We start from the raw sequence: 19,481 nt of genomic DNA, 5'->3' as shown, positions 1-19,481 counted from the left end.
GCAGGTGCAGGATGAGCAGGAATCTCGACGACTACAACCGGAAGCGCGACTTTTCGGCGACCTCTGAACCGGCAGCTGAACGACGTCGGGGCAAGAAATCCGCCGGCGACCACGCCCTGCAATTCTGCATTCAAAAGCACGACGCCTCGCACCTGCACTATGACTTTCGCCTGGAACTCGACGGCGCGCTCAAGAGCTGGGCGGTGCCCAAGGGCCCGTCGCTGGATCCCAAGGTCAAGCGGCTGGCGGTGCACGTCGAGGATCACCCGCTGGATTACGCGACGTTCGAGGGCAGCATTCCCGAAGGGCATTACGGTGCCGGCGATGTGATCGTCTGGGATCGCGGCGTGTGGATTCCGCTGGAAGACCCGGAGAAAGCCTACGCCAAGGGCAAGCTCAAATTCGAACTGCAAGGCGAGAAGCTCGCCGGGGTGTGGAATCTGGTGCGCACCCACATGCCAGGCAAAAAAGAGCAGTGGTTTCTGATCAAGCATCAGGACAGCGCCGCGCGCCCGCAAAGCGATTACGACGTGCTGGTCGCCGAGCCCGACAGCGTGCTCAGTGAACGCACGATCGTCGACAAACCCAGCCTCAGTGCGAAGCAGGTCAAGCCGCTGAAGGCTTCGTCGAAAGCGCCGCGCAAGCCGGCTTCGGGCAAACTTGCCGGGGCGCACAAGGCCAGGATTCCCGCGCAACTCAAACCGCAACTGGCCACCCTGGTGGAGAGTGCGCCGGAAGGGGATTGGCAATACGAGATCAAGTTCGACGGCTATCGGATCATGGCGCGTATCGATCAGGACGAGGTGCAGTTGTTCACCCGCAATGGCCATGACTGGACGCACAAATTGCCGAAACAGGCGCAAGCCCTGGCGACGCTGGGCCTGGAGTCGGCGTGGCTGGATGGTGAGATGGTCGTCGCCGACGCAGACGGAGTGCCGGACTTTCAAGCCCTGCAAAACGCGTTCGATTCGGGACGCAGCGAAAACATCGTCTATTACTTGTTTGATCTGCCGTATCTGAACGGTGTCGACCTGCGCGAGGTGCCGGTGGAGGAACGGCGCGCAGCGCTGGCCACTGTTCTGAAAACCCATCAAGACCCGCTGCTGCGTTTCTCCGAAGCGTTCGACGAAACCCCGCAGGCGTTGCTCAACAGCGCCTGCCAGATGCGCATGGAAGGCTTGATCGGTAAACGCCTCGGCTCGCCTTACGTGTCGCGCCGCAGCAGCGACTGGATCAAGCTCAAGTGCAAGCATCGCCAGGAATTCGTGATCGTCGGCTACACCGATCCGAAAGGCGCGCGCAGTTCGTTCGGCGCGTTGCTGCTGGGTCTGCATGATCGTGACAGCGGCGAGTTGCGGTACGCCGGCAAGGTCGGCACGGGATTCAATGAAACCACCCTCAAGAGCATCCTCGCGCAGCTCAAACGGTTGCGGGTGAAGAAACCGGCGGTGGCCAACCCGCCCACGGGGTTCGAGGCCAAGGGTGTGCACTGGCTCAAGCCTAGTCTGCTGGCGGAAGTGGCGTTTGCCGAAATGACCCAGGACGGCTCGGTGCGCCACGCCGTGTTCCATGGCCTGCGCGAGGACAAACCGGCCAAGGACATCACCGAGGAGCGCGCCAAACCGATGAAGACTTTAAAGGCTCAATCTACCGCGCCGTCCCAAACCGATCTGGCCGACGGCAAGGTGCGGATCACTCACCCCGACCGGGTGATCGACGCCAGCAGTGGCACCACCAAAATGCAGCTGGCCGAGTATTACGCCAGCGTCGCCGAATGGATTCTGCCGCAGCTCAAGGACCGCCCCGTGGCGCTGGTACGTGCGCCGGACGGCATCGCCGGTGAGCTGTTCTTCCAGAAGAACGCCGAGAACCTGGCGATCCCCGGCATCCGCACGCTCGACAAGGAGCTGACCGGCCAGCCGGTGATGCTGATCAACAACGCCGAAGCCTTGATCGGCGCGGTGCAGATGAGCACGGTCGAACTGCACACCTGGAACGCTACCACCACCGATCTGGACAAGCCCGACCGCTTTGTCCTCGACCTCGACCCGGATCCGGCGCTGCCCTGGAAAAGCATGGTCGAAGCCACGGCGCTGACCCTGACCGTGCTGGACGAGTTGGGCCTCAAGGCGTTTCTCAAGACCAGCGGCGGCAAGGGCATTCATCTGGTGGTGCCGCTGACCCGCAAGCATGGCTGGGACGAGATCAAGGATTTCAGCCACGCCATCGTCACGCACATGGCGAAATTGTTGCCGGAGCGCTTTTCTGCGGTGTCCGGGCCGAAAAATCGCGTAGGGCGGATCTTCATCGATTACCTGCGCAACGGCCTGGGCGCCACCACCATTTGCGCCTACGCAGCGCGTACCCGCGAAGGGTTGCCGGTGTCGGTGCCGCTGTTTCGGGAGGAGGTCGGCGAGATCAAAGGTGCCGATCAATGGAACGTGCGCAATGTTCACGAACGGCTGGCGGAAGTGGGGGATGAACCTTGGGCGGATCTGAAGAAAACCCGGCAAAGCATCACGGCCGAGATGCGCAAGCGGGTGGGCATGAAGAAATGATCAGGTGCCGCGCAGCAAGTCGTGAGCGTTGAGCAGATCGAAGGCGACTTGCGGGTTTTTTTCCAGACCACGGCGGATGGCGGCGGGGATGGTTTTGCGGGTTTTGCGGCAGAGTCCAGGAAGCTCTTCGACCTCGATTTCGATGCCGCCTCGCACAGTCCGCACTTCACCGAACTTCGGTGCGATCAGCACGCGAATCCCGAGCTGATCGAACATCTTGCCTTGCAGCCGCTGGAGGTCGGCGAGGTCTTTGAGGTTTTCCAGACGCTCGAGCAGACGCTTTTCTTCCTCGCGAGTCAGCAACAGGATGCGCACATCCGCGCCGGGCGTATCCAGCAGCGGATCACGCCCGCAGATGCACAGACCCGGCGGGCAAGGGGAGCGGAGTGAGGCGGAAATCGTCATGGCCTCCATCATAGAGGCCGTTCGACGGTTTTGCCCATGGTCGTTCGCCAGCCGTCCATCGGCAGGGCGTAACGGTGGCAAGTCCGTCAGCCACCATCATCATCGAACGTGCCGTGGTTACTGCGACAGACCTTCGTAGTGAACCAGGATGGCGTTGGCCAGCTCTTCATCGCTGGCGTTCAGGCCGGGATTGTCCTGACGCACCTGCTGCAGTACCGATTCCAGGTACACGCCACGGATCGTTCCGCCGCTGGCGACGAATGCCGACAAGTCGTCACGGGCCGGAATCACCATTTTGTGATCCTTGAACGTGGAATACAGCGAGGCGGAAACGCCGGCCGAAGTGGCGACATCCCCCGCATCCACGCGGGCGAAAGCCGAACCGAAAGGCAGGCACAGCATAAGAGACGAAACCAGTAGTAAACGACGCATGACGGTGTTCCTCCAGCAGCGTAAAGCGAAAAGGAAGTACCACATAATGTGAGAGGTGTCGGCGGGCACGGGAGTTCCGTAAGTCGGCTCAGCCGGTTGGGGGCGGCATGAGAACCGTCGCACAGTGCGGCATTTTTACTGGATGTAACGAAACACGCTGAGACGCTCTAACGCAGCGTGTTCATGGAAATAGGCTTAACTGAAGCGTTGAACGGCGCCGCGTGGCGCGACCTGGGAGGAAATCACGGTGTCGATCAAACTGCGTTTGGTGTTGCTGATTGCGACCAGCCTGCTGACGGCGCTGATCGTGAGCCTGGTCAGTTATGTCGGCAATCAGCGGATGGCTTCGGCGGTCAGTGACAACGCGGTCAGCATGAGCGCGCTGCGCAACCACATGGAAGCCGACATGATGCACGACGCCCTGCGCGCGGACGTGTATTCGGCGATGCTGGTGGGGCTGGGCAAAAGCACCAGTTCGGCGGACGAGGTGCGCAGTTCGGTCGAAGAGCATGCGGCGCATTTTCGCGAAGTGCTGGGTGAAAACCTCAAGCTTCCGGTGAACCCGACGATCAAGTCCGCGCTCGAGCAGATCAAGCCAAGCCTCGACACCTACATCAGCGCCGGCGAGCAGATCGTCGGTCTTGCGCTGGAAAATCCGGACAGCGCCCAGCAACAACTGGGGACCTTCAATACCGCGTTCAGCCAGCTCGAAGAACAGATGGCCGCTCTCAGCGAGCTGATCGAAACCAATACCCGGCAGACCAGCGAAGGCACCGAGGCGGCGATCCACAACGCCAATGTCGCGCTCGGCATCGTTCTGATCGCCAGTCTGTTGCTGCTGTTGGCCCAGGGTCGCTGGGTGATGCTGAGCATCATGGGTCCGCTGAAATCCGCCAGCCGCATCGCCGAAAGCATCGCCCACGGCAACCTCAGCGAACCGATCGCCGAACCGTCAGGCAAGGACGAAGCCAGTGCGCTGATCCGCACGTTGGCCACCATGCAGCGCGACCTGCGAGACATGATCGACGTGGTGCGACGCAACGCCCATGGCGTCAGCGGCATGAGCGAACAACTGAGCCACGGCTGCCATCAGGTGGCCGACAGCAGCCAGCAGCAAAGCACCGCCGCCGGCACCATGGCTGCCGCCGCGAGCCAGATGACCGCCAGCATCGAGGAAATCACCCGTCACGCCGAGCGTGCTTTGAACATGGCCAGCCAGGCCGAGTCACTGGCGAAAAACGGCGGGCAGGTGATCCATCAGGTGGTCAGCGACATGGACGACATCGCCCGTTCCGCCCAGCAATCGGCGCAGGTGATCCGCACCCTCGATCAGGAATCCGAGGGCATCTTCAACATCATTCAGGTGATCAAGAGCATCGCCGACCAGACCAACCTGCTGGCGCTCAACGCGGCCATCGAGGCAGCCCGGGCGGGCGAGCAAGGCAGGGGCTTTGCGGTGGTGGCCGATGAGGTGCGCAGCCTCGCTGCGCGCACCAGCGCCTCGACCCAGGAAATCGCCGCGATGGTCGCACGCATCCAGAACAGCACCCGCGAGGCCGTCAGCAGCATGGAGGCCGGCGTCGCCCAGGTCGACAAAGGCATGGCGGTCACCGCCGACGTCGAGCGCGCCATCCGCGAAATCCTCGACGCCACCCTCAGCACCACGCAACTGGTCAACGACATCACCCGCACCATCGGCGAACAGAGCCAGGCGAGCAACGAGATTGCCCATCAGGTGGAGATGATCGCGGGGATGTCGGAGGGCAACAGCAAGGTGATCGGTCAGACGGCCAATACCACGGATGAGCTGTCGAGTCTGGCGGGGCGGCTGGCGCAGTCGGTGGATCGGTTTCGGTTGTGAGGGGAATGCGAATATCTGCTCAATATGGACTGAGCTAGCGGATCACTGATCCGCTTTTCGCCGCACATTGATGGTCGCCTCAACCTTCAGTCTGAAGTTATGCTTCTTGAAGCGATTCTTCGCGTTGAGTTCTGGTTTAACAAAGGGTGACTTTTTGTTGCAGACGTAGGCTATTTTGGGATGGTAGTTGGCCAAGAAGTGCTCGCCGTGCGCAGCTATCAAAAACTCGATGGTCGATTCCAATTGTTTGACCCCTTGGCCTTGCCAACCCCCTCCATCTCGGTCTTTCAACTCAACCAAGTACAGAGCGTCATCAGTCCTCAGCATGCAGTCACACCGATCCCGACCTTTTTCCTCGCCGTCTCTGATCACGCATTTGTCAATCGCGGTAAATACGATCGGTCTTTGGAGCGGGTTCAATACCGTGGCTACCCATTCTTTCGGATTGTCTAAGTCGACATAAGCAAGGGGGCGCTCTTGATCGTCGCGTAGTCCAAATTCGGCATCAGTAAACGGGCCTGTCTGGCAGCGGATATCAAGAAAATTCACCCTTTAAGCTCCTCCTCGATATCGAGGAGCGCGTCAAACAAATCATTGCCTTCTTGCAAGGATCTGTTCAGAAAATTGTCATCGGAAGGTATGCCATCAATCATAGGCAGTTTCGTGATAGACCCAGTTTTTTCATCAGCTTGGTATATCGCCAACTCGTCGGCGTCTAGCAAGGCGTGCAAAGGAATAACGGAGGCGAGTTTAGGGAGTAGTTCCTTATCCTGCTTTTTCTGAAGAATACTGTCCTGCAGGTGCTTGCCCTGTACCGAAATGGTCAGGTAATTCACTATGTATGGGCTGTGGGTTGTCAGCACCAGGCGATTGCCCCGACCTTGGTTGAATTGCAGAAGACTCTGCAAAACGCTCCATTGTGACTGGGGATAAAGGTTCTGCTCAGGCTCTTCGACAATGTTGATAAACGCTGACTTGTTGAATCTGGAGGACAGCGTGGAGAGAGCAATGCGCCTTTGTTCTTCTGTCAGCGAATCAATGGCAAAGATCTCTTTAACCTCTTTCCTGAAGCGATCCAGCTCATCGGCGCTCATGGTTTCCTGCCGCTCTTCGCTACGCTCTTGAACCGCGTTGGACAGGTAGTGGCTTACCAGATGCAATGGCACGGCAGACTGAAAGCCACTGGAGGCGTCTGCCAACCTGAGTTTGTAGTCGGATTCACGAATATTGAGGATATCGTTGAGCTTGTCATATTCGAGCTCTGCCTGGTTGATAGGCAGAAGCAACGTGCCTTTCATATTGGCTTTGGCTGCGTCGAATTCGGTCAGGAATTCCTTCAGAGAGTCAGAGGACAGTTTCAGCTCGCGGGGGTGTCTGACATAGGAGATGAAATTGCGCTCGGCAGGCACGTACATGATCTGAGGTAGATAGTAGCTACTACCTTTTGATTCAGTGACATGCAGCTGTCCTCTAATGAAAAAAATCGAGTAGGCCTCGCCCTCGTATTCGATCTCTGTTGCATCGGAGAGGTAGTGTTCCAGCCTGTGATAGGTCAAATACGGTTTGATGAATTTGTTCTTTCGTTCAAACCATTTCTTATCGTAATCACCCCGCACCAACGACTTCTCTATCCAGGAGAATGTCGAGTAAAGCTTGGCCAGCGTGCTCTTCCCGGAGCCCTGATTACCGACGAAAACCGTCACGCGTTTGAACTCTATCCAGCCATTGTTCTTAACACCATCGCGGATAGGGCCGAAATGCTTGACGCGTAGTCGGGTCATTGATCACTCCATTAGGACGAGCTTGTGCGGTTTAGCGATGCAGCATATCAGGGCAGGGGACAAACGGCAGGAGCAAATTGGAGCCAATGGACAGGTAGGGGAATTGCTGCCAGGGAGAGAGCTCTGACGAGGTACTCGACAGAGCCTTCTGCTTCAGTCAGAACTTGTACGCCTGACGCCCCACCAGCAACCACTTGCCAGCCAGCTTCTGCCAGATCTGGAAGTTCTCGATTTCTGTCGGCACGACCTCGGTGCCTCTGAGGGCCTGTGCTGAAAAATGATGGCGTACCAGCGCGGTGTCCCCGGACAGGGTGATGGTCTGGTTCTGCATCTCCAGGGTCTTGAACGCGCTCTTGCCGGTTTCGATATCGGCAATGAAGGCTTTCTTGTCCTGGATTTTGCCGCTGGAGTGGCCGTAGGTGAGGTTGTCGGCGGTCAGGGCGTTCAGTTCGGCGATGTCCTTGTGCAGCATCGCCTGGGTCAGGTGATCGACGGCCTGGGCGACGTCCTGTTCCGCCGGGGCGGCGGCGACGTAACCACTGAAGAGGCAGGCGAGAACGAGCAGCAATCTGGTTTTGTTCATGGGTATTCCTTGTTGTTGTAGGTGATGAGATCGACTGGATATTTGTCAGTCGTCGTACAACTTAGCAGGAATTCATCGGCGTAAGAAAGCGCTTGAGGAACCAATCGAAAACTATCCGGTCGCGAACAGACGCGCGGGTTTGCCATGACGTGATATTCTTCGCCCCACTTGGTTTGACCTAATTCAGTCTGGCGCGCTTTTCGGCGGGCCAGACAGAACCCCTGTCGCTCAAGTAGCTGAAGCCAATAATGATAAGAAGTCAGTTCAGAAGGGACATATAACTGAGGTCGACACTGCCTGTCGGTCTTGTGTGCCCACCCGTCAAAATTGAAGTGTGCCGGAACCCGCGACGCTGGCCTGAGTGTCGCGAAAGAGGGGACCTCATACGTACAACAGCGGCGGGCGGAAGGCGTTTTATCATAGGTGCAACAGATGTTTAAGAAAGTGAACACAGCCTTGCTGGGGCTGGCTTTGGCGATGGGGATGTCTTCCGCCAATGCCGAAGAAGCAAAGAAAGTCGACGTCCTGCTGATCGGCGGCGGCATCATGAGCACCACCCTCGGTGTGTGGATCAATGAGCTGGAACCTACCTGGTCGATGGAAATGGTCGAGCGCCTCGACGGCGTCGCCCTGGAAAGCTCCAACGGCTGGAACAACGCCGGTACCGGTCACTCGGCACTTGCCGAGCTGAATTACACCCCGGAAGACGACAAGGGCAATGTCACCATCCCGAAAGCCGTCGAGATCAACGAAGCGTTCCAGGTCTCCCGTCAGTTCTGGGCCTGGCAGGTTCGTCAAGGCGTCCTGAAGGACCCTCGTTCGTTCATCAACACCACTCCGCACATGAGCTTCGTGTGGGGCGATGACAACATCAAGTTCCTGAAAAAGCGCTACGAAGCCCTGCAAGCGAGCCCGCTGTTCGCCGGCATGCAGTACTCCGAAGACCCGGCTGTGATCAAGAAGTGGGTTCCGCTGATGATGGAAGGGCGTGACCCGAACCAGAAAATCGCGGCCACCTGGAGCCCGCTGGGTACCGACATGAACTTCGGCGAAATCACCCGCCAGTTCGCCGGTTACCTGCAGACCAAGCCTAACTTCAACTTGAAGCTGTCCAGCGAAGTACAGGACATCACCAAGAATGCCGATGGCACCTGGCGCGTCAGCTACAAGAACCTGAAAGACGGCACCAAGACTGAAACCGACGCCAAGTTCGTGTTCATCGGCGCCGGCGGCGGTGCACTGCACCTGCTGCAGAAATCCGGTATCGAAGAAGCCAAGGAATACGCTGGCTTCCCGGTAGGCGGCTCGTTCCTGGTGACCGATAACCCGGCCATCGCCGAGCAGCACCTGGCCAAGGCCTACGGTAAAGCTTCGGTTGGCGCGCCTCCGATGTCCGTTCCGCACCTGGACACCCGTGTTCTGGACGGCAAGCGCGTCATCCTGTTTGGCCCGTTCGCGACCTTCAGCACCAAGTTCCTGAAGGAAGGTTCGTACCTGGACCTGCTGACCAGCACCACCACCCACAACATCTGGCCTATGACCCGGGTCGGCATCAAGGAATACCCGCTGGTCGAGTACCTGGCCGGTCAACTGATGCTGTCGGATGAAGACCGTCTGAACGCGCTGAAGGAATACTTCCCGAACGCCAAAGCCGAAGACTGGCGCCTGTGGCAAGCCGGCCAGCGCGTGCAAATCATCAAGCGTGATGAAGCCGCTGGCGGCGTGCTGAAACTGGGCACCGAAATCGTTGCTTCCAAGGACGGCTCCATCGCCGGTCTGCTGGGCGCATCCCCAGGCGCATCGACCGCTGCACCGATCATGCTGAGCGTGCTGCAGAAAGTCTTCAAAGACAAAGTCGCCAGCCCAGAGTGGCAAGCCAAGCTGCACCAGATCGTTCCAAGCTACGGCACCCAGCTGAACAACGATCCAGCCAAAGTGGCTGAAGAGTGGGCTTACACCGCCAAGATCCTGCAACTGCCAACCCCTCCGGTGATTGGTCAGGTTGCAGCTCCAGCGGCGGACGCCTCGGCTGAAAAAGCTCCGGCTCCGAAAGAAAGCGCTGCACGTGACATGGCTCTGTAATCCAGACGCCTGACACACGAAGCCCACTGAACCGGCGACGGTCAGTGGGCTTTTTTGTGTGCGGATTTCAGGCCTTGGCGGCCGCCAGATAGGCGCCAAGCCGCCGTCCCATCTCTTCACCCAGCGCCTGCAACCCGCTGAGCGGCCGCACCATCACCTCGAACTCGACGATCTTGCCTTGTTCATCGAAACGGATCATGTCGATGCCTTTGAGCTCTTTTGCGGCGACTTTGGCGCTGAACTCCAGCACCACATTCAAGCCATCGGCTGTCGCCAGTTCACGGTGGTATTTGAAGTCTTCGAACACCTCGAACACGGTGTTGAGGATCATCGACACCACCGGGGCACCGGGGTAGGGGGTATGCGCCATCGGCGAGCGGAACACCGCTTTGGAATCGAGCAGGTCGGGCAGGGCCTTGAGATTGCCGGTGCGGATCATCTCGTGCCAGCGATTCAGGGACTCGGCGGCGTTGGGGTGCAGGTTCAGGTCGGACATGGTTTCACTCCTGTATTTTTGTTGTTCTTGGCGCGGCGCCCATGACTCTAGATCAAAGCGGCGCAATGGAAACCATTTGTACCGATCTGAATGTCGACCCATGCGCCACCCCGATCCATCTGATCCGCTTTTTCCTGTCGAATCTGCATCTGTAACCATCTCAGCCACGGGCCCAAAATGGCCCTGCCGTTCGGTCATACGCGACGCGCTTCATTCCGGAGCGCCCGGTGCGCCGGACATTGAGTATTCAGGAGGCCTTCATGGCTAAGATGGCGATTTTCCTCGGCGGCTTTCTTGTGTTGACCATCATGATTGGCGTGCTTGCCACGATTTCTCCGGTCTGACGATCAGCCGTCGAGTTGCGACTTGCAGCGCTCTTCGACGGTTTCGGATGGAACCGGATCAAGGCGCCCCGAACAGCATCGTCCAGTAAACCCCTTCATCACTGCGCGCCTCACTGGCAAATCCGGCGCCGACCTGGGTGAACATTGGGTTCATCAGGTTGGCGCAGTGTCCGGGGCTGGCCAGCCAGCCGGCCATGGCTTTGCCCGGTGAGCTTTGTCCGGCGGCGATGTTTTCGCCGATCTGCCGGCCACGGTAACCGGCCGCCCGGGCGCGATCTGCCGGGCCGTCGCCGTCCGGGTCGCGGTGGGCGAAATAGTTGCCGTAGGCCATGGCCTTGCTGTGGCCCTGAGCGGCGGCGCCGAGTGCCGGGTTCCAGCTCAAGGGGCGGGCGGCGGCGAAGCGCTGGCGACCGCACATGCGCGGTCGGGCGCGGGCGGCGTTGACCTCGGCCAGCAGGGCCTTGCCGACGCTGCGGTTGTCGCCGACGCGACTGTCGAGCACCGGCCGGGCCAGCACCACTTGCCATTCGCTGCGAGCGCGACTGATGCCGATGTCGGCGTATTGACCGTCGAGCAGCGCGCCGCAGTAGTCGCTTTGCAGCAGATCGAACGCCTCTTCGGCGTCCTGCGCGCCGACGATCCGGATGCTGCGCACCGCGACGGCCGCGTATCCGGAATCTTTCAATCGTTCGCGCAATCCACCGCCATAACCATAACCGACCGGTAACGCCAGGCTCGACTTCAGCGTCAGCGGCGCCAGCCGTTGGGCGGGGCGTCGGTCACAGCGTTGCGGATGGGCGCGGTAGTCGTTGATGGCGGCCACCAGTTGTCGCTCGGCACCGGCGTGGGCAGAGGGAGAAAGCAGGGGAGAAAGGATCAACAGGCACAGCGAAACGAAGCGAGACGAACGAACGGCGTGGCGCATGGGACGCAAAGCTCTGAAAAAGGACAACACAGAAGGTGAGTGAACCGCAGAACGCGGCGCGGGTAGGACTGGCCTTTTTGCACTTGGTTCACGAAGCAGCGCCGGGTTTCATCGGCTGCCGACGAAGTGCTCAGCGATTCAACACATCCTGCATCCATTGCAGATATTGCGGCCGTTCGGAAATCGAATTGTGTGCCGAGTCGTTCACCACTTTGAGCGTGGCCACACCGTCGGGAAAACTGTGCAGCAAGCGCTCGGTGCTGGCCCTTGGAATCACCTCGTCATCACTCGCCGCCAGCAGCAGCGTCGGCACGCGGATATGTGCCGCGTACTGGCCGGACCGGAAACGATCCTTGAGCAACCACTGCACCGGCACCCACGGATATTGGCGGGCGGCGATTTCTTCGAGGCTGTTGTAGGGCGTGACCAGAATCAGCCGCGCCACCGGCCGTTGGCTGGCCAGACGCACCGCGACACCGGAACCGAGGCTGCGTCCCAGCAGCGCGACCTGCGGATGACTGGCATAGACCTGATCGAACAGCGCCAGCGCATCCTCGGCGATCGCTTCTTCGGAGGGCGAACCGCCGCTGCCACCAAAACCCCGGTAATGCAGCAAATACAACGAATAGTCAGGAAACGCCTCGGAAAACTCCGGCAGATTGTGCGAAACGTCCTCGGCATTGCCGCCGAAATAGATCAGCGCTCTGGGCCCGGCGCGCTCGCGCACCGTCACGCGGATGTCGGCGTCGGGCATGGCCAGCGTCAACCGAGACTCCGGTGAATCGAGGCTGGCGGGCTGCGGAAAATAAATCAGCGCCCGCTGAAAAACGAACAGCGCCGCGCACAGGATCAGGTACACGGCGACGATCAATGCGACGAGTGACAACAGGGTTCTGGACATTCGACTAACTTTAACCGGGCGCGCAGGTTGGCTGTCGCAGTGTAGTCCAACGGTTTTGCGGGCTGCGTCAAAACACAAGGTGCAACAGATCCACAGGGCAAGGGCGCCAGCATGAACCACACTGAGGGATATTCCCGCCGCCGGTTGCTGACACTGGCAGCCGGGGTGTCAGCGGTTTTCACCTTTGACCGGGCGCTGGCCGCCATTTCGTTGCCGAACGCCACAGGAGCCCAGACCATGCAGACCCGCGCCATCCCTTCGAGCTCCGAGCCACTGCCGCTGGTGGGGTTGGGCACTTATCGCGGTTTCGACGTCGCTCCCGGCGATCCGGTCTACAAACAATTGCCGGCGGTGCTCGGCGAGCTGTTCAAAAAGGGCGGGACGCTGATCGACAGCTCCCCCATGTACGGCCGCGCCGAGGAAACCACCGGTGAATTGCTGTCGATCCACGAACCGCGCTCGCCGGCGTTTCTGGCGACCAAGGTCTGGACCCGTGGTCGCGAGGAGGGCATCGCGCAGATGGAGCAGTCGTTCAGCCTGCTGCGCACCGAGCGCATCGACCTGATGCAGATCCACAACCTGCTCGACTGGCAAACCCACCTGCCGACCCTGCGCGACTGGAAAGAGCAGGGGCGCATCCGCTACATCGGCATCACTCACTACACGCCGTCGGCCTATGAGGAGGTCGAAGCGGTGCTCAAGGCCGAGCCGCTGGATTTCCTGCAAATCAACTACGCCCTGGATGATCGCGGGGTCGAGAAACGCATCCTGCCGCTGTGCCGCGAACGCGGGGTGGCGGTGATCTGCAACCGGCCGTTCGGTGGTGGTGACCTGCTCGCGCGGCTCAAGGGCAAGCCGCTGCCAGGCTGGGCGGCTCAGGTGGGGGCGAAGAGCTGGCCGCAACTGGCGCTGAAATTCCTGCTGGCGCATCCGGCGGTAACCTGCGTGATTCCCGGCACCAGCAATCCGCTGTACATGGCCGACAACGCCGGCGCCGGGTTCGGGTTGATGCTGACCGATGCGCAGCGTCAGCAGTTGATTGCGCTGGTGAGTTAATCAACTTCCCGGGAGTGGTAGCGCACTAGCACCCCATGCTAGTGCGCTACCGGTTTCAGATCATCGACGGCAACGCATCCAGAACCTTGTCGAGGGTAATCGGGTACTCCCGCACCCGTGCGCCCGTGGCGTTATAGATCGCATTCGCCACCGCCGCACTCACGCCGCAGATCCCCAGTTCACCGACCCCCTTGGCTTTCATCGGCGATGAAATCGGGTCGGTTTCATCGAGGAAGATCACCTCCTGATGCGGGATGTCGGCATGCACCGGCACTTCGTAGCCCGCCAGGTCATGGTTGACGAAAAAGCCCTGGCGCTTGTCCACCGCAAGTTCTTCCATCAGTGCCGCGCCGACGCCCATGGTCATGGCGCCGATCACCTGGCTGCGGGCTGATTTCGGATTGAGAATCCGCCCGGCGGCGCAGACTGCGAGCATGCGCCGCACGCGGACTTCGCCGGTGGCGGCATCGACGGCGACTTCGACGAAGTGCGCGCCGAAGGTCGATTGCTGATATTGCTTGGCGAGGTCGGCGAATTCGATGCTGTCCTCGACTTCGATCGGGGCATGTTGCGCGGCCTCGCGTAACGGCACGTTCTGGCTGCCCAGTCGCACGTGGCTATCGACAAACTGCGCTTCACCCGCGTTCATGCCCAGTTTGGTCGCGACCGCTTCGCGCAGCTTCATGCACGCCGCGTAAACCCCGGCGGTCGAGCAGTTGGCGCCGAACTGGCCGCCGGAGCCGGATGACACCGGAAAGTTCGAATCGCCCAAATGCACAACCACATCGTCGAGACGCACGCCCATCACTTCGGCGGCGGTCTGGGCAATGATCGTGTAGCTGCCGGTGCCGATGTCCGTCATGTCGGTTTCCACGCTGATCTTGCCGTCGCGCTCCAGCCGTACGCGTGCGCCGGACTTCACCAGCAGGTTGTTGCGAATCGCCGCCGCAACGCCCATGCCGATCAGCCAGCGACCTTCACGACGGCTGCCGGGCGTCGCATTGCGCTTATTCCAGCCAAAACGTTCGGCGCCGGTTTGCAGGCATTCAATCAGACGCCGCTGGGAGAACGGCCGCTCGGTTTTCACCGGATCGACTTGGGTGTCGTTGAGGATGCGGAACTGGATCGGATCGAGTTTGAGCTGTTCCGCCATCTCGTCCATGGCGATCTCCAGTGCCATCAGCCCCGGCGTTTCACCCGGCGCGCGCATGGCGTTGCCTTCCGGCAGATCCAGCGGCGCCAGGCGCATGGTCACCAAGCGATTTTCAGCGGCATAAAGCAATTGACTCGGTTGCGCCGCGACTTCGACCTTGCCGTCGGCGAGGTTGCCCGACCAGCCTTCATGGGCGATGGCGGTGAGTTTGCCGTCCGCTGTCGCTCCCATGCGAATCCGCTGAATCGTGGCGGGACGGTGGGTAGTGTTGTTGGCGATCTGCGGACGGGCGAGGGCGACCTTCACGGGTCGGTTCGCCAGGCGTGCGCCGAGGGCGGCGAGGATCGCGTCGGCGCGAATGAACAGCTTGCCGCCGAAACCGCCACCAATGTACGGCGAGATCAACCGCACGTTTTCCTTGGGCAGGCCTAGGGTGGCGGCGATATCGCCGACGCTCCAGGCGATCATCTGGTTGGAGGTCCAGAGCGTCACGTGATCGCCTTTCCAGGCGGCGAGGGTCGCGTGGGGCTCCATCATCGCGTGGGATTGATCCGGCGTGGTGTAGGTCTGGTCGAACTGCACGGGCGCGGCGGCGAAGGCGCTGGCGAAATCGCCGTGCTTGACGTCCGGCAGATCGTCTTTCGGCTCCACGCCCTGGTCGCGCACGCTGGCCAGATCAAATTGGCCCTTGTCTTGCGCGTATTCGACGTTGACCAACTGCGCGGCAGCCCGCGCCTGTTCGAAGGTTTCGGCGACCACCAGCGCTACTGCCTGGTGATAGTGCTGCACTTGCGGCCCGGCCAGCAGGTGCGCGGCGTTGTATTGGCCTTTGCCGAGCTTGCCGGCATTGGCGGCGGTGACGATGGTCAGCACCCCCGGCGCAGCGCGGGCGGCCTCCAGATCGATGCGGGTGATGCGACCTTTGGCAATGGCCGAACCGACCACTACGCCGTAGGCCTGATTCTTCACGGCTTCATGTTGCTCGTAGGCGTAAGGCGCCTGGCCGCTGGTCTTCAGCGGGCCTTCAATGCGGTCGGTGGGTTTACCGATGACGTTCAACTGATCAATCGGGTTGGTCGTGGCGGGCGTGTCGAATTTCATGCTTCGTCCCTCGCTTGGGCCAGCACCGAGGCAATCGTGCGCTCGACCAATGTCACTTTGAACTGGTTGTCAGAAGTAGGCGTGGCGCCGTCGAGCAGGCGCGCACTGACGGCCTTCGCGCCTTGGGGCAGCAGCGCTTCCGCCGCTTCGACTCGCCAGGGTTTCGGCGCGATGCCGCCTACCGCGATGCGACCGCTGCCATCCTTCTGCAGGATCAGACCGACGGAAACCAGGGCGAAGGCGTACGACGAGCGGTCGCGCACCTTGTGATAGACATGTGTGCCGCCCACTGGCGCGGGCAGGGTGACGGCGGTAATCAGTTCGCCGGGTGTCAGACTGGTTTCGACATTCGGCGTGGTGCCGGGCAATTGATGGAAGTCCGCGATGGCGATGCGTCGAGTGCTGCCGTCGGCTTTGAGCGTTTCGACCTGGGCATCCAGCGCCCGCATCGCAATCGCCATGTCACTCGGATGGGTCGCGATGCAGGCGTCGCTGACGCCGATAATGCCGAGTTGTCGACTGACCCCGCCAATCGCCGCGCAGCCACTGCCGGGATTGCGTTTATTGCAGGCCTGATTGGTGTCATAGAAATACGGGCAGCGCGTGCGCTGGAGCAGATTGCCGGCGGTGGTCGCCATATTGCGCAACTGGCCCGATGCGCCGGCAAGCAGGGCGCGAGCGAGCAGCGCGTAGTCTTTCCGGACCCGACTGTCGGCGGCCAGATCGGTGTTGCGCACCAGTGCGCCGATGCGCAAGCCGCCGTCGTCGGTGGCTTCGATCCGGTCGAGGCCCAGGTGATTGACGTCAATCAGCTGCTGCGGTGTTTCGATGTCGAGTTTCATCAAGTCCAGCAGATTGGTGCCGCCGGCGATAAAGCGGGCGCCCTCGATTTGCGCAGCTTGGGCAGCGGCTGCGGCAGGAGAGTCGGCGCGGCTGTAGTTGAACGCTCTCATGCTGGCACCTCCGCGACTTCGCTGATGGCTTCGATGATGTTCGAATAGGCGCCGCATCGGCAGATGTTGCCGCTCATGCGTTCCTGCAATTCGCTGGCGATCAGTTGCGGCGCTTCGGTGAGGCTGGCGCTGGCGTGGCTGGGGATGCCGTCACGGATTTCCTGGAGCACGGCGACCGCCGAGCAGATCTGCCCCGGCGTGCAGTAGCCGCATTGATAGCCGTCATGCTTGATGAACGCGGCCTGCATCGGGTGCAGGTGGTCCGGCATGCCGAGGCCTTCGATGGTGGTGACTTTGGCGCCGTCCTGCATTACCGCCAGGGTCAGGCAGGAATTGATTCGCCGGCCATCGACGATCACCGTGCAGGCGCCGCACTGGCCGTGGTCGCAGCCCTTTTTGCTGCCAGTCAGCTGCAGGTGTTCGCGCAGGGCGTCGAGCAGGGTGGTGCGAGTATCAACCTCCAGCGCCTGTGGCTTGCCGTTGACTTCGATGGTTACTTTGGCCATGGCCGGTTGCTCCAGGCTGGCCGCGTAGGCCTTGAGGCTGATGAAAGGGGGCATCGCGAACGCGGTTGCGGTCACGGCACCGAGAATCAGGAAACGGCGTCGGGAGATCGCCATTGGCGGATGGTCGTTCATTGGCTTGGCTTCCTCTATCAGGTCGGCAGGGTGTGAAAGACCCGCACGGGTACGCTGGCGTGGTTGCCAGTCTCGCTCTGTTCTAGGAGTGACCACGCTGGAGAGGAAAAGGTTTTCTTTGATTTGCGCATGGCCTCATGCGCACGCTTCATGAATCGACGGAATGAAGGTGGGTGCCTTGGCTGTGAGTCAGATCGCTCTCACAACCGAGGCACCCGCGATTCTCAATGTGCGCCGACCACCATGGACGTAAACGGCGCCACATACGCCTGCAACGTCACCAGGCCGCCGACCAGGATTGCCAGCACGATGGAATGGAAGAACACGTAACGCAGGATTTCCCCTTCATGCCCGTACCAGCGTGTCGCGGTCGAGGCGACCACGATCGACTGCGCGTCGACCATTTTGCCCATCACTCCGCCGGAGCTGTTGGCCGCCGCCATCAGGACCGGGCTGATGCCCAGCTGTTCCGACGTCACCCGTTGCAAGCCGCCAAACAGCACGTTGGACGCGGTATCCGACCCGGTCAGCGCTACGCCAAGCCAACCGAGCAAGGTGCCGAACATCGGGTAGAAAATCCCCGTGGCAGCGAATGCCAGCCCCATGGTCGCGTCCAGCCCCGAGTAGCGGGTCAGGAATCCCAGCGCCAGCATCGCGGCAATCGTAATCAGCGAGAAGCGCACCACCCACAGTGTGCGAAGGTACTGTTTGATCAGTTGCGGGATCGAGTAGCCCATCAGCAACCCTCCGACAATCGCCGCGAGCAGGATGCCGCTGCCGGTGGCAGTGAACCAGGTGAACTGGTACACCGCCTCTTCAGCTTTCGGCGCGGCGACCACCGGAGGGACTTTTTCGATTTGCAGATGCAGGGAGCTGAAAGTCACGGCCGGGGCGAACACCGGATTGGCCTCGCGCAGCGGTTTGCCCTGCGGATCGAGCCTGGCCGATTGGCTGACGGGATCAATCGCCGGACGGGTGTCGAACATGTTCTTGAAACCCTGGGTGCCCCAGGCAAACACGAACACCGTGAGGATGATCCACGGCATCCACGCGCGCATCACTGCCGGGCGCGCCTGATCGCTGAATGCACCGCTGGCCGTGATTTTTTCTTCTTCGACCTTCGAGTCGTCATGCCGTCCCGTCAGCGCGGCCGAGGTATGAACAGTCGCCGGCCTCCAGACCTTGAGGAACAACGTCAGGCAGGCCATGGAAATCAGCGCGGCGATCACATCCACCAGCATCGGCCCGTGGAAGTTCGAAACCAGAAACTGCGGGATGGCGAAACTCACGCCAGCCACCAGAATCGCCGGCCATACTTCCAGCATCTTGCGCCAACCGGCGAATGCCCAGATCAGCCAGAACGGCACCAGCACCGAGAAGAACGGCAATTGCCGTCCCACCATCATCGACAACTCCATTTCATCCAGCCCGGTGACCTTGGCCAGCGTAATGATCGGCGTGCCCAGGGCGCCAAAGGCCACGGGCGCAGTGTTGGCGATCAGCGCCAGACCGGACGCTGCCAGTGGCGAAAAACCAAGACCGATCAGAATGGCCCCGGTCACCGCCACCGGGGTACCGAACCCGGCGGCCCCTTCGAAGAAAGCACCGAAACAAAAGGCGATCAGCAGCAATTGCAGGCGCCGGTCGTCGGTGATGCGGGCGAGTGAATCCTGCAACACCTTGAACGAGCCGTTCTCGGTGGTCAGACGATGCAGAAAAATGATGTTGAGCACGATCCAGCCAATCGGCAGCAGCCCGTTGGCCGCCCCGAACAGCGCCGCAGAACCGGCCATGTTGGCGGGCATGCCGAAGGCGAAGATCGAGATCAACAGCGCTGAGGCCAGCGCCAGCAGTGCGGCCAGATGAGCCTTTACGTGAAAGAAGGCCAGCGCCGCCAGCATCACCACCACGGGAACGGCGGCCATGATCGTGGAAATCACCGGATTGCCGAACGGGTCATAGACTTGTTGCCAGACCATGTCGCACCTCTGCTTGTTGTTCTTGAGGGGCAGATCCTTTGCGCGTTGCAAGCAGTATAGGTGGCATTTGGCCGCCGCTCGGGCGAGGCGGGCGAGGCGATCAACGGTCATCGGCGGTCGGTGAATCATCGTCGTTTTCCCCGGTCGTATCTGCGGCAGCGCACACCGCGCCTCTTCGGTGCGGGCAGCGCTGCCGTTTCCGTCGTCAAGACCTTGGTTTTAGGGAAATTCTG

At 60.8% G+C, this 19,481-nt stretch carries 16 protein-coding genes and 1 pseudogene; 5 read left to right on the top strand and 12 right to left on the bottom strand.

The window, feature by feature from the left end; all coding sequences use genetic code 11:
* The first annotated feature begins 11 nt into the window (after positions 1-11).
* Positions 12-2,558 (top strand): DNA ligase D, encoded by a 2,547-nt coding sequence (ligD, locus tag EIY71_RS21890; RefSeq protein WP_134023067.1) that lies wholly within the window; start codon positions 12-14, stop codon positions 2,556-2,558.
* Here ligD and EIY71_RS21885 read toward each other — a convergent pair whose 3' ends face one another.
* Together EIY71_RS21885 and EIY71_RS21880 are read right to left on the bottom strand one after the other, a co-directional pair.
* Positions 2,559-2,963 carry a hypothetical protein gene (locus tag EIY71_RS21885; RefSeq protein WP_173892852.1) on the bottom strand — a complete coding sequence of 135 codons (405 nt, stop codon included), beginning with the start codon at positions 2,961-2,963 and terminating at the stop codon, positions 2,559-2,561.
* A gap of 117 nt (positions 2,964-3,080) precedes the next feature.
* Entirely contained in the window at positions 3,081-3,395 is a 315-nt protein-coding gene (locus tag EIY71_RS21880) for a DUF2388 domain-containing protein (protein ID WP_039770957.1), read from the bottom strand.
* Positions 3,396-3,642: 247 nt separating this feature from the next.
* Here EIY71_RS21880 and EIY71_RS28975 point away from each other — a divergent pair.
* Together EIY71_RS28975 and EIY71_RS28970 are read left to right on the top strand one after the other, a co-directional pair.
* Positions 3,643-4,401 (top strand): annotated as a pseudogene (locus EIY71_RS28975) (MCP four helix bundle domain-containing protein); the annotation flags it as partial.
* Positions 4,393-5,256, top strand: coding sequence for a methyl-accepting chemotaxis protein (locus tag EIY71_RS28970; RefSeq protein WP_371915880.1), 864 nt, complete (start codon positions 4,393-4,395; stop codon positions 5,254-5,256). The pseudogene EIY71_RS28975 and the gene EIY71_RS28970, both read left to right, overlap by 9 nt.
* A 42-nt stretch (positions 5,257-5,298) precedes the next feature.
* On the opposite strand, the gene EIY71_RS21870 is transcribed toward EIY71_RS28970, so the two are convergent.
* The 3 genes from EIY71_RS21870 to EIY71_RS21860 form a co-directional block, all read right to left on the bottom strand.
* On the bottom strand, positions 5,299-5,805 hold the full coding sequence (locus EIY71_RS21870; RefSeq protein WP_134023065.1) for a hypothetical protein: 507 nt from the start codon (positions 5,803-5,805) through the stop codon (positions 5,299-5,301).
* Entirely contained in the window at positions 5,802-7,037 is a 1,236-nt protein-coding gene (locus tag EIY71_RS21865) for an AAA family ATPase (RefSeq protein WP_134023063.1), read from the bottom strand. Before EIY71_RS21865 ends, EIY71_RS21870 begins: the two co-directional genes overlap by 4 nt.
* A 157-nt stretch (positions 7,038-7,194) precedes the next feature.
* Positions 7,195-7,620: a nuclear transport factor 2 family protein gene (locus EIY71_RS21860; protein WP_134023061.1), complete on the bottom strand. Its 426-nt coding sequence runs from the start codon at positions 7,618-7,620 to the stop codon at positions 7,195-7,197.
* A 432-nt stretch (positions 7,621-8,052) separates the two neighbouring features.
* Here EIY71_RS21860 and mqo point away from each other — a divergent pair, with 432 nt between their 5' ends.
* Positions 8,053-9,702, top strand: coding sequence for a malate dehydrogenase (quinone) (gene mqo, locus EIY71_RS21855; RefSeq protein ID WP_064595368.1), 1,650 nt, complete (start codon positions 8,053-8,055; stop codon positions 9,700-9,702).
* A 67-nt stretch (positions 9,703-9,769) separates the two neighbouring features.
* On the opposite strand, the gene EIY71_RS21850 is transcribed toward mqo, so the two are convergent.
* The 3 genes from EIY71_RS21850 to EIY71_RS21835 form a co-directional block, all read right to left on the bottom strand.
* Positions 9,770-10,198, bottom strand: a complete 429-nt coding sequence (locus EIY71_RS21850) for a nuclear transport factor 2 family protein (protein ID WP_134023059.1) — start codon at positions 10,196-10,198, stop codon at positions 9,770-9,772.
* Positions 10,199-10,600: 402 nt separating this feature from the next.
* Positions 10,601-11,467, bottom strand: a complete 867-nt coding sequence (locus EIY71_RS21840; RefSeq protein ID WP_134023057.1) for a CAP domain-containing protein — start codon at positions 11,465-11,467, stop codon at positions 10,601-10,603.
* A 130-nt stretch (positions 11,468-11,597) separates the two neighbouring features.
* Positions 11,598-12,368 (bottom strand): alpha/beta hydrolase, encoded by a 771-nt coding sequence (locus EIY71_RS21835; protein ID WP_134023055.1) that lies wholly within the window; start codon positions 12,366-12,368, stop codon positions 11,598-11,600.
* Between the two features lie 111 nt (positions 12,369-12,479).
* On the opposite strand from EIY71_RS21835, the gene EIY71_RS21830 reads away from it, so the two are divergent.
* Positions 12,480-13,424, top strand: a complete 945-nt coding sequence (locus EIY71_RS21830) for an aldo/keto reductase (protein ID WP_178083790.1) — start codon at positions 12,480-12,482, stop codon at positions 13,422-13,424.
* 55 nt (positions 13,425-13,479) lie between these two features.
* On the opposite strand, the gene paoC is transcribed toward EIY71_RS21830, so the two are convergent.
* From paoC to EIY71_RS21810, 4 genes are all read right to left on the bottom strand, one after another.
* Positions 13,480-15,678, bottom strand: a complete 2,199-nt coding sequence (paoC, locus tag EIY71_RS21825) for an aldehyde oxidoreductase molybdenum-binding subunit PaoC (protein ID WP_134023053.1) — start codon at positions 15,676-15,678, stop codon at positions 13,480-13,482.
* Positions 15,675-16,631, bottom strand: a complete 957-nt coding sequence (locus tag EIY71_RS21820) for a xanthine dehydrogenase family protein subunit M (RefSeq protein ID WP_085748273.1) — start codon at positions 16,629-16,631, stop codon at positions 15,675-15,677. The genes paoC and EIY71_RS21820 overlap by 4 nt, the downstream gene beginning before the upstream one ends.
* Complete coding sequence (gene paoA / locus EIY71_RS21815; protein WP_064600752.1) at positions 16,628-17,251, bottom strand: aldehyde dehydrogenase iron-sulfur subunit PaoA; 624 nt, start codon at positions 17,249-17,251, stop codon at positions 16,628-16,630. Before paoA ends, EIY71_RS21820 begins: the two co-directional genes overlap by 4 nt.
* Before the next feature lie 242 nt (positions 17,252-17,493).
* Positions 17,494-19,248, bottom strand: a complete 1,755-nt coding sequence (locus EIY71_RS21810) for an L-lactate permease (RefSeq protein WP_134023051.1) — start codon at positions 19,246-19,248, stop codon at positions 17,494-17,496.
* Positions 19,249-19,481 lie beyond the last annotated feature (233 nt).

It is taken from the genome of Pseudomonas sp. CH235 (assembly GCF_004368175.1).
In the GTDB taxonomy this organism is placed as follows: domain Bacteria; phylum Pseudomonadota; class Gammaproteobacteria; order Pseudomonadales; family Pseudomonadaceae; genus Aquipseudomonas; species Aquipseudomonas paraglycinae.
The sequence above is the reverse complement of the archived record's forward strand: the minus strand, read 5'-3'. Positions and strand labels throughout refer to the sequence as shown.